Origin of the sequence: Shewanella sp. SP2S2-4, from assembly GCF_031932025.1 — a bacterium.
Classification (GTDB): Bacteria; Pseudomonadota; Gammaproteobacteria; order Enterobacterales; family Shewanellaceae; genus Shewanella; species Shewanella baltica.
The window spans coordinates 251,775-262,790 of the sequence record NZ_JAUOER010000003.1 but is presented as its reverse complement, the minus strand read 5'-3'; the positions used below and the strand labels follow the sequence as shown (position 1 = coordinate 262,790).

The 11,016-nt window shown below is 46.6% G+C and carries 6 protein-coding genes; 4 read left to right on the top strand and 2 right to left on the bottom strand.

What is annotated here, in order from left to right; all coding sequences use genetic code 11:
* The 4 genes from Q4Q54_RS04815 to Q4Q54_RS04800 all read left to right on the top strand — a co-directional run.
* On the top strand, positions 1 to 963 hold a 963-nt coding region (locus Q4Q54_RS04815), incomplete at its 5' end, for a hypothetical protein (protein ID WP_311987844.1).
* A gap of 545 nt (positions 964 to 1,508) precedes the next feature.
* Positions 1,509 to 3,752, top strand: coding sequence for a hypothetical protein (locus tag Q4Q54_RS04810; RefSeq protein WP_311987843.1), 2,244 nt, complete (start codon positions 1,509 to 1,511; stop codon positions 3,750 to 3,752).
* Positions 3,753 to 3,762: 10 nt separating this feature from the next.
* Positions 3,763 to 5,463: a hypothetical protein gene (locus Q4Q54_RS04805; RefSeq protein WP_311987842.1), complete on the top strand. Its 1,701-nt coding sequence runs from the start codon at positions 3,763 to 3,765 to the stop codon at positions 5,461 to 5,463.
* Between the two features lie 671 nt (positions 5,464 to 6,134).
* A complete protein-coding gene (locus Q4Q54_RS04800) occupies positions 6,135 to 6,410 on the top strand; it encodes an acylphosphatase (protein ID WP_011846955.1) in 276 nt (91 codons plus the stop codon).
* 86 nt (positions 6,411 to 6,496) lie between these two features.
* Here Q4Q54_RS04800 and Q4Q54_RS04795 read toward each other — a convergent pair whose 3' ends face one another.
* Both Q4Q54_RS04795 and mfd read right to left on the bottom strand, forming a co-directional pair.
* Positions 6,497 to 7,498 (bottom strand): peptidoglycan binding protein CsiV, encoded by a 1,002-nt coding sequence (locus tag Q4Q54_RS04795; RefSeq protein ID WP_311987841.1) that lies wholly within the window; start codon positions 7,496 to 7,498, stop codon positions 6,497 to 6,499.
* Positions 7,498 to 10,986, bottom strand: coding sequence for a transcription-repair coupling factor (gene mfd / locus Q4Q54_RS04790; protein WP_311987840.1), 3,489 nt, complete (start codon positions 10,984 to 10,986; stop codon positions 7,498 to 7,500). Before mfd ends, Q4Q54_RS04795 begins: the two co-directional genes overlap by 1 nt.
* Between the last annotated feature and the right edge of the window lie 30 nt (positions 10,987 to 11,016).

Here is an 11,016-nt window from a genome sequence, read left to right as displayed (position 1 = left end):
GTCGATGAATATGCGTCATTTGAAGACTACGTAGGCGAAGAACCATATGAAGCAATTGAATCCTTATTAAAGCTAACAACAGTCGAAGTATATGACCAAGTAGATTTATCTTATCGTATTCAATGTAAACCAAATATACTCCAGAACTTTTTTGATGTGATACAAGTCATTGACAGAGATGCTTTCAAAGAAGATATGAAAAGAATTTTAGAGGGATATGGTTTTGCTGATCAATCTGATATAGACATAAAGCATTTACAAAAACGAATAAAGTCTATTGGTTCAGAAAAGAGAACTAATTTTGGGACATTTGACTTATATGGCTACGACATAGAGTTCCTCAAGTCTCTTAAAAATGATGAGTTTGGTGAGTTATTCCAACTTATGTCCAATGTTTCATTGTTTATGAACAAAAAACTATTTAATTATTTGAGCAGTAAAATAACGGAACTTACTCTCAAGGAGGTCACAAATAAGCTATTACTCAATAATATAATCCATCCATTTAGCGTAAACGTTGTTACTATGTACCTTTCTCGACGTTGTAGTCGTTCACTAGTTGGTGGGACGCTTCCAGAAAAATTGCATAAGAAGTATTATCCTGAACATTATGCAACTAAAGACCAGTTGATTGGTGAAGTTTTAAAATATTTACTAGATTCGAGTGAACGTTTTATGTGTGGTGATTATTCTTTAATAGAAGGAACCAAAGAGGAGAAAAATTTTAAAGTTAACGTGTTATTTCCTAAAATGCATGAGGGTTTCACCACTATTTCGGATGTTAGAAGCAGAGTGGAAAGGGACTTAATTATATTAGATCCTGTAATGCACAAGATTGAAGCTGAGATAATAGAGCTATTAGAATCAGAGAAAACCATAATCATTAAAAATTCAGAGATTTTTAGTGATAAAGAAATGATCCCGAAAATCAAAGAGACTTTTGATAGCCTGAAAGAAAAGTAATGTTATACATCGGAATTACTATGAGTGAAGTGGTATAGTGAAATGGCTTCCTTTTAGTGATTTTTCTAGTTTTGGGCTTGTTCTTAATTCAAACTCAATCCCTAGCTCTAATAAGGAAAAATCAGCTTACTTCGGTTAACACAAAAACTTTGAAACTCGTAATGGGGCAAGAGCTTTTTAACTGAACAAACAGCTAGAGGGATAGTTAAGATTGGCATTGCTGCAACAGTGACCGTGTGCTGCAGATGTTACCGTCGATCCGATAGGGATACTTCATATTAAATAAAAATACGGCGAGTCACTGGGTAAATAATGACAATTAATACAGCAGAACTAGCTTTGCGCATCAGTTCTTTATGTTGTAATTCGTCATTAAGAACTTGCCTGAGATTAGCATTGCTGTACCTGCGACTATCTAAAAGGATATTTTAGTCGTGCATTAAGGTGTTGCGCTGGACAGGCAAAATAGCCAAAGCATTTTATTTACTGGGTATGAACGGGCATAATGCGGCGCTTACTATTTGTTTGAGATACAAGGAATAACCATGAAGTACTTGGTTAGCGTAGTTGCATGCTGTTTATTATCGGCCTGTTCTTTTGGGGATGCTGATGTTGAGTTTACGCCAGAAAAAGGAGAAGAGCGCTCGTATCAGCTGTATAGCACCACCAACATCACTGTAGATAATGGTCAGCGTACCGAAACGGTTAACACCAGCTCACATCAATTGCTGCGTTATAAAGTCCTCGAAACTGGCAAAAACAGTCGGTTTCAACTGTACGTCGATTACATGAACATGCGCGATGGCCAAGGGAGCGGCGTCAGTAATGGCCAGCGGGCCGATCGTAATCCTGAAATGCACGCTATTTTCTCGCAGGGATTTGAATTTACATTAAATCTAGACGATGGCAGCATTAAAGAATTCACTGCATTAAACAAACCTGTATGGCAGGCGCTGCTGGCTGAACGCGGCGCAGAGCTTGAGCAGGAACTGAAAAAACTCTTTAGCTCATCGGCCTTCCTTAGCACCATACCCGCCAAAGCGGGGGCGGTCGTCGCGCTTCCTACCTATCAAGGCCACGCCAATGCCAAACTTACTGTATTGCAAGTCACTGATACGCATGTACTAGCCAAAGTTGAAAGTGACGGCGAGCAAGCCAAAATATACGGTCAGCTGATGTTAGAACGTGAGCGGGGTTGGTTAGCGCAGTTAGCTTTAGTGGCAGAAGCGCCGTTTGAGCGCTACGGCTATAAGGGCACAGTGCGCAGCAACGTTATTATGTTGCCGCAGCAGCGCCAGTTGGGTGATTTAACACAGCGTTTAGGTTTTGATTATGATTTCCCTGCCTTTGAGTATCAAAAACAGCCTGACTTTGTACTGGATGACATCAATAGGACCTTAGGCATTGATGCTGTGTTTGCCTATGATGCGGGTTACTTTTACCAGCAAGATGATCTATTAAATCTAGCCTATCATCATGACTTTTCAGGTTTTAAACCCGAAGGCGGATTTAGCTTAACCGATATCACGGCACACAGCGCGGATGGCACTGTGCTGCCGCTGCAACTGAGCAAGGTGGGCAGTTACAGTTATCCAGAACAGGATGGTTTCCATCAATCTGTGCAGCAAAATCTGCTTATTGGCTGGAATGCACCAAATGACCTCTTAGCTCAGGTTGCTGAGTTTCGCGCGACTGCCCATTATCATGGTGCGAAACTGGTCAAGCTTAACCTGACCCCCGACCCCAACAAAACTGTGAGCTTGCAGTATGAAGATTTACAGCTCGAACTCTCGCCAATCCCCGACAAGCCATTCAGTTATCTGCTGAAATCGCGAGGCGGCGCTGATAAAACGTGGTTATACCGGCGCTATGATGGTGCCGAAGGCGCTATGGTGCACTATCTTTCACCGCCAGCCACTGGACCGGATTGGCTAACGTCGGCAGAGCAAAATATGTTGGCGCTGGCCTCATCGGCGCAATATGAGACGATTACACAGTTTACCTTTGCCGCCGCGCCGTCGGCGCTGACACTCTATGTGAATACCGCGGCTGACAGCGGCGAACTGACGAAGAATATTCGTTTTATTCCAACCCAAGATTACGCGCAAAATGTCGCGTATCCGCCGGCGCAACAGCAACTGCTTTACAGCGATGATATGTATGCGTCCTATGATAATCAGCCGCAACCTAGCACACCAGCTGATCCCGCCTTACTTGAGCCGCAAATCGTTGCTAGATACGGCGTCAGCATGCTGTTAACGTCCGAGCAGGCAGCGGTGTGCACCCTCAGTGTGGTCGATGCCCCTAAGGTCAACGGACATACACTGCAATGGACAAACACCAGCGCAAGCAGCAACACGGGTTTTGGTGCTGGGCTGGATAAGTTTGTGCAGTACCAACTGAGCAGCGCCGATGGGATCCGCCGCAATTTTTACGACATCAAGGTCAGCAGCACCTTGACCTGTACTGGTACGCCCAAATGGCAAGCGCTAGCGTATCAACCTGAGCAAAGCTGGTTGATTGATATCACTCAACTGCCGAATCTTGATGCCACTCAAACCGTCGCCGACGTTATGCGGCGCTATCGTTTTTTAAATGCGCAGAATTTACCCCTTGCGCCTGCTATTCAAGATTATGGCAGTGACTTTTATCAGCGTCCGTTGCAGCAAGTATTACGTGAGCAACGCTGGTTTGTGCTGGCGGGGCGCGCTGCAAAGATAGAACAGCTTTCGATAAGCGGCGAACCTGTCAATAAACAGTGGGTTAATACATTCCCTGCGTTACCTTAAGGAGCAGAATATGCGAGTCTTATTACTATTATCTGCGCTACTTATGTCGTTTAATTTGTCAGCTGAGCGAATTTTACTCGACCAAGAATGGCGGCTTAGCGATGTACCGGGCGAAGCCATTTATTATCTGGAGCAAGCGCCGACAGAGCAAGATGGCGAGTGGCCAGTACAGCTATTTTATCTGGAAACGGATAAACCGTTTTTTTACGGCAGCTTGAACGGGCCGGATTTAGTGGGGAATGTTATTGTTGGTGATTTCGAGTTTTTCTACCCTGACGGCCAACTGTCTCGCAAGGGCAGTAGCGATGCGCAAGGACATTATCAGGGCACGCATCTGCATTATTGGGAAGACGGAGCGCTTTCGGGAGAGTACCACTACCAGAATGGTCAGTTGAACGGCGAGCAGAAAAGCTATTATCAAAATGGTCAACTGCAGCGCCATGAGCATCGCGTGAATGGGGCTGAATTAGGCTTATCGCAAAGTTATCATGCCAACGGCCTGCTGGCATCGCGCGCAAACTATGGTGCGAACGGTATGGAAGGGCGATATGAAAGCTTCTATGACAATGGTAAGCCAGAACAAAGCGTGAATATGGTGGCGGGAAAATACCAAGGTGAGCGACTGTATTGGACTAAAGAGGGCTGGTTATACACCAAAGAGTTTTACCTGAATGGAAAAATGCACGGAGAAGTGTTGAGTTATCAGGCCGCAGATATTCTGCAAGAGATCAAACATTATCAGCATGGCAAGCAGGTAGGAAACCAGCAGCGTTTTAAAGGGCCAGGGCTGTTAGCCATGCAGCAAGAGTACGATAATGATGGCCGTGAAATACAGAATATTACCTATGATAATGCTGGCAATGTCGCCACCCAAACCGATACTCAATATCTTGCAAAAGGCCGGATTAGCACTGAACTGCGCTTCGATGGCACTGGAAAGTTAACCCATCAATATCAGCGTGATACTGCGAAAAACTGGAGTTTACGTCAGCGCTTCGACTCAGCAGGTGAATTGATTGAACGCGATGAACAACTCAAGGGACAATATGAAGGCTTGTATATCGGTGCTGGCTGGAATGGTTATGTCAGGCAAATCAACTACAGCAAGGGTCAAATGCACGGTGCCTATCGAGAAGATAACGCCGAGGACGGCAGTTTTGTGAAGGGCCAATACCACTTGGGCTTAAAGGTTGGTCAGTGGATCACACAAAATACCGACACGACGCGCAATGAGCAGTTTAATCAACAAGGTCAGCTTAACGGTGAACAGAGTGAAATCTCAGCCGATGGCACGATAATGCACCGAGCATTTTATAAAAACGCTAAGTTACATGGCGCATATTTACAGCGTGGTTTTGATAAACAGCTGCAAGCCCAAGGTCAGTATGTTAACGGTCAGCGTGAAGGCCAATGGCTGCTGCAAGATGAAAGCAGCTACAGCATGGTTAAGCTCTGGCATGGCAACTATAAAGCAGGACACGAAGTCGGTAGTTGGCTGGCCTTTTCCGCTAACGGCCATTTATTAGGGCTGACGCAATATGATGATAAAGGTCAATTGCAGGGCAAAGGCTACAGTTTTAACGAAGATGGCAGCCTGCTGCAAAGTGATGAGTATCTCGATAATCAACTGCACGGCAGGTCGGTGTATTACTTTAATGGCGAACCCTCATCCGAGTATCGCTATCAAAATGGTCAGATGATCAGCGAGTAGCTGGTTATCGCGTAATCAACTTATCGCGCAATAAAACAGAAACCGGCAGACTATGCCGGTTTTTTACTTTTGTCTTTTGAATGTGTAGCTGGCATATTTTTGCTTGTCTTGCTGTAACGCTTCGCCATACACAGCACCCGTTATTAGCGTGGCATAGCGACACTTCAATTCTACAACCCTCACTTCTAACCCCCTTACTTCCCAAACCTTCGTTTCGCAATTGCGAGCTGGTCTGAACAAACACAATCCCAGCGTTGAACGTTAACGAGTTCTCATACTTCTGCAACTTTCACCGCGGTGTTTTGTTAAATGAACAATGCAGGCAGCGGCATGAGCCGATTTTCAGCTAAAAGCATTATATTCATTATGGAGGGATAGTTTTATTTTTCAAACTATTGAAAATAATTATTTATTGTGTAAAGTAGCCAGCCTTGCTATTTTGTAACAAAATGCTACAGAGTTGCTGTTGTATTTGTCCATTTATTGGATATCCCTTTGCGTATGTCGCCCGACACAGCTAACTGCAGTCTTGTTAGCTGTTTTTTTTGCCTAAAATAAAATATCGTTTATTTTTTGCTCTATAGATCCATAGGTTAACACTTAGCCTTCGGATAATTGCGGCTATGCTTAATCCAATAACAGGCTTGTGTGCAATGCAAAAGGGGCGTGAGATGAAGCGTGTATTGATAAGTTTAACGGGTAAAGTGCAAGGTGTGGGTTGTCGGCATGCGACCTTGACTAAGGCCAGAGCTTTGGGCGTGACAGGCTATGTCACCAATTGCCGTGATGGCAGTGTCGAAGTATTAGCCCAAGGCAGTGATATTGCGGTGAATAACTTGATTGCTTGGTGCGAAGTGGGCGTGCCTTGTACCGAGGGATTAACTGTCACAGTGGGAGAAGACGAAGCCGATGATATCTACCTCGACTTCTCCATAGTACAGTCTTAAGCTAAAAGTGCAGTCTTAAACAGCAGTACAGTCTAAGTCATTCATTTTAGAGTACGACTTAAGTCTTTTGCAATTTACTAGCTGACTCAGTATTGCCCAACCGTTTGTATGGATTCAGCATTCAAACTTATTTGCTGTGCACTAGGTTGTGCCATCTTACGAATTTGGATCACCATGCCCATTTCGGGGTGATCTAAATAATGGATTTCTTCACTCTTCACCCGGCGGTTTTGTTCCAAAGGTACTGATATTAAAAACGGTGTCATGACTTTGGGCGCCGTGAGCGTTGCGCTGCTGTCTGGTGCATCGCTTGGCATTACTGGTAATAACTTCCGGCCTTCTTTACGCAAATTCAGTGCGGTTTCAATATACAAATAGTGGCTTAAATAGATATTCAGTGTGCCATCTAATTCCCACACCGGTGATACCACTGGCGCAAGCATAGGCGTGCCATCGGCATGAGTCATAGGCTCAGCTTGAGCTTGCTTAATGATTTTTCTGCCATCGAAGTGATACGTACCTGAGAAATCTTTACCCGCAAATAAACGAATAGGCACAGAACCACTTTTACCACGCATTGGTTGTTGCCACGCCATGTGCAGTAAACTGCGCGTGCCGCGTTCACGGGAGATACTATTGATAATGCTCGCGAATTGGCTTTGGCTGCGCGCTAATAACACTGGGCCACCATTAGCGCTGGCATAGCTGGTCGTTGCGCTGCTGATTTCTGACGGGATCACTGGCGGATAGCGATATTCGACACTAGTTGGCGCGGCGGCTACAGGCTCAGACGTTGGATCACCGTTTAAGCTTTCAGCGCAATGGCTATTGGCATCGGCATCAAATACTAGCGTACAAGGCGCCGACTCACTCGCCATTGGGGTAACGACTTGTGCAACCGCTGGAGAGATCAAGTCTATCGCTTTATCGGTTTTCGTCTTGATCGGCGTATCTGGCCATTGTTCAGTTGACTGACTTTGGCGTTCAAATACATAGACTTCAACTTCGAACCAAGCTTCAGCTTGGACGACCTGACTGTGCGATAGTGCAATGAGGGTAGCGATAGAGACCGCGAGTTTACGTAACACTATTTATTATCTCCAAGACGATGTTGCGATAATTGTTCGAGCAAGAGTTTCACTAAAGCGAGCCTGTCTTTGCTGGTTTCGGCCGCAAGGCTGAACTTTAACTTATTCGGTCCTTCCATTCGATAGATTTGTGGCTGGCTTTGGAGTAATCCAATAATAAACATAGGATCGATGACGTGATCATGACTAAATTCGATGCTGCCACCTTTACTGTGCACTTCTATTTTAGTCGCCCCTAAGCGAGTCGCCTCATGTTTATAGAAGGTCATTTCCATTAAGTTGCGCGTCGGTTCGGGCAATAGGCCAAAACGGTCGATCAATTCGACTTTTAACTCATCCAGCGCCGCTTCGGTTTCGCAACCTGCGATGCGTTTATAGAGGGATAGACGAATATTCACGTCGCTCACATAGGCCTCAGGCAGTAGGGCGGGGATACGCAGTTCAATTTCACATTGTTGATTCAGCATTTGCGCCAGCGATGGCTCTTTGCCTTGTTTTAAAGCTTTGACTGCCGCTTCGAGCATTTCCATGTACAAGCTAAAACCAATTTTCGAAATATGGCCACTCTGTTCATCGCCCAAGAGTTCACCTGCGCCGCGGATCTCTAAATCTTGGGTCGCCAGCATAAAGCCTGCACCGAGATCTTCAAGGGCATCAATGGCTTCTAAACGTTTGCGCGCATCTGGGGTCATACGTTTGGGATGCGGCGTCATCAAATAAGCGTAGGCCTGATGGTGCGAGCGTCCGACGCGGCCGCGTAATTGGTGTAACTGCGCCAGACCAAAGGTATCGGCGCGCTCAATAATAATGGTGTTGGCACTCGGGACGTCGATACCAGTTTCGATAATAGTAGTACAGACTAACACGTTGAATCTTTGGTGATAAAAGTCAGACATCACCCGCTCAAGGTCGCGTTCACGCATTTGACCGTGGGCGACGACTACCCGCGCTTCTGGCAGTAAATCGATAATGCCTTGGGCACATTTTTCAATACTTTCAACATTATTGTGCAGGTAATACACTTGGCCGCCACGGAGAATTTCCCGCAAAATGGCCTCGCGCACGGTTGCAGGATCGGATTCGCGCACAAAGGTTTTTACCGCTAAACGTTTGGCGGGCGGGGTGGCGATAATCGATAAATCGCGCATGCCCGACATGGCCATATTTAAGGTGCGCGGAATGGGCGTTGCGGTCAGAGTTAAGATATCGACGTTGGCACGCAGTGCCTTGATTTTCTCTTTCTGACGCACACCGAATCTGTGTTCTTCGTCGATGATCAGCAGGCCTAAGTTTTCAAACTTGGCCTCAGATTGCAATAACTTGTGAGTACCGATAACGATATCGACTTTGCCTTCTTCCAATTGCTGCAGCACTTGAGTCTGCTCTTTAGCGGTGCGAAAGCGTGACATCACTTCGGTGACCACGGGCCAGTCGGCAAACCTGTCTTTAAAGTTTTCATAGTGTTGCTGGGCAAGCAATGTGGTCGGGACCAGCACGACCACTTGCTTGCCGGCGTTGACGGCCACAAAGGCGGCGCGCATGGCCACTTCGGTTTTACCAAAGCCCACATCGCCACAGACTAATCTGTCCATTGCGGTCGGCGATTGCATATCGGCTAACACGGCGATGATGGCACTTTCTTGATCGACGGTTTCCTCGAAGGGGAAGCCGCGAGCGAATTGGGCGTATTCATCTTCGTCAATCTCGCAGCTTTCGCCGGGACGAGATTGGCGACGGGCATAGACATCAAGCAGCTCGGCCGCAACATCGCGGATTTTTTCAATGGCTTTTTTCTTGGCTTTAGCCCACGTCTCATTGCCGAGTTTATTTAAGTGGGCGTCTTCGTCGGCGCCAACACTGTAGCGGCTGATAAGGTGCAATGAAGACACTGGCACATACAGTTTATCGCCGCCGGCGTATTCCAGTTGCAGGTATTCAGCGACCAGTCCGCCTGTATCTAGCGTGACTAAGCCTTTATAGAGGGCAACACCGTGTTCTAAATGCACAATGGGCTGGCCGACTTTGAGTTCGGCCAAGTTTTTAATCAGGGCATCGTTACTGATCTGACGCTGTTTTTCACGGCGACGTTGCTGGGAAATTCGATGGCCGAAGAGCTCAGTTTCACAAATGATACTGATGCCATCTTTGGCGCTGATCTGCAGCAAACAACCGCGTGACAGCGGCGATACGATAAGGCCTAACTTAGCATCACTTTGAATAAATTCATCAAAATGGTTAAACAGCGCAGGTTTTAACTGAATTTTTGCGAGCAATTCAAGTAGCGCTTCGCGGCGACCCTCGGACTCGGCGCTAAACAACATGCGTTTGGCGCTGCTAGCATAATCTTGCAGCGCTAGCAGTGGTTGCTTTAATTTATGGTTGGCGCTGATGTCGGGCAGGGTGCTGGCAGCAATCACCACCGCTTTCGTCGCTTCAGTGCCATCAGTCGGCACTTGCATTTGGTAACGTGGTAGCGGTTTAAAGGCGGCAAATAACTCTTCTATGAGTAAGTACAGCTCTTTAGGCGCCAGTAGCGGCCGCAGTGGGTCGACACGTCTATCTTGATAGCGATGTTCGACTTCTTGCAGATGCGCGCGCGCCGACTTTTCGATATCGCCTAAAGTGACTAACTGAGTGTCCTTGGGCAAGTAATCGAATAGGGTCGCTGTGTCATCAAAAAACAGCGGCAGGTAGTTTTCAATCCCCGCCGGCATCAAGTTACGGCTCACCAGCTGATAAACTGACTCTGGCTCTTTGACTATGACCTCAAAACGGCGGCGGTATCTTTGCCTAAAACCTTCGATGGCCGAACTGTCGGTTGGGAATTCCTTCGCGGGCAATAGGCGAATCGAGTCGACAGGCTGCAATGAACGTTGGGTTTCGGGATCAAAATGGCGGATGGTTTCCACTTCTTCATCGAATAGCTCGATGCGCAGTGGCATATTCATCCCAGTGGGGAAGATATCCAGAATCGAGCCGCGAATGGCAAACTCGCCGTGTTCATACACTTGCTCCACCGAATGGTAGCCAGTGTCGGTTAAATGCTGGCGTACATCGTGTAACTTGTAGCTGTCGCCTTTTTTCAGCACAAATACGTTGGCGCTTAAATAGGCCTTAGGTGGCAGGCGCATCATTAAGGTCGTGACGGGCACGATAACGATGTTTTGCTCAATTTGAGACAGCTGCGACAGGGTTTCGAGTCGCTGGGAGATCAAATCCTGATGGGGCGAAAAACTGTCGTAGGGCAAGGTTTCGCGGTCAGGGAATAATCTGACCTTAATGCCTGTTTTACCGAGAAAATAACTCAGTTCTAGCTCTAAGCTTAAGGCGCTTGGCGTATCACTGGTAACAACTAAGGTCGTCCCCTTATGTTGACGCGCTAAACTGGCGAGTGTAACAGCTTGGCAAACGCCGCCCACGGTGGACAGAGTCTGGATTTGAGTGCCATTTTTGACGGCTGGCGGCGTTAGGGCTGATATGTGAGTCATTGGCGTGCGATAAACTGATTCATTCACAAA

Coding starts and splice junctions, on each gene's coding strand:
- Q4Q54_RS04800 (WP_011846955.1), top strand. CDS start 6,135: ATGAAGCGTGTATTGATAAGTTTAACGGGTAAAGTGCAAGGTGTGGGT.
- Q4Q54_RS04805 (WP_311987842.1), top strand. CDS start 3,763: ATGCGAGTCTTATTACTATTATCTGCGCTACTTATGTCGTTTAATTTG.
- mfd (WP_311987840.1), bottom strand. CDS start 10,986: ATGACTCACATATCAGCCCTAACGCCGCCAGCCGTCAAAAATGGCACT.
- Q4Q54_RS04810 (WP_311987843.1), top strand. CDS start 1,509: ATGAAGTACTTGGTTAGCGTAGTTGCATGCTGTTTATTATCGGCCTGT.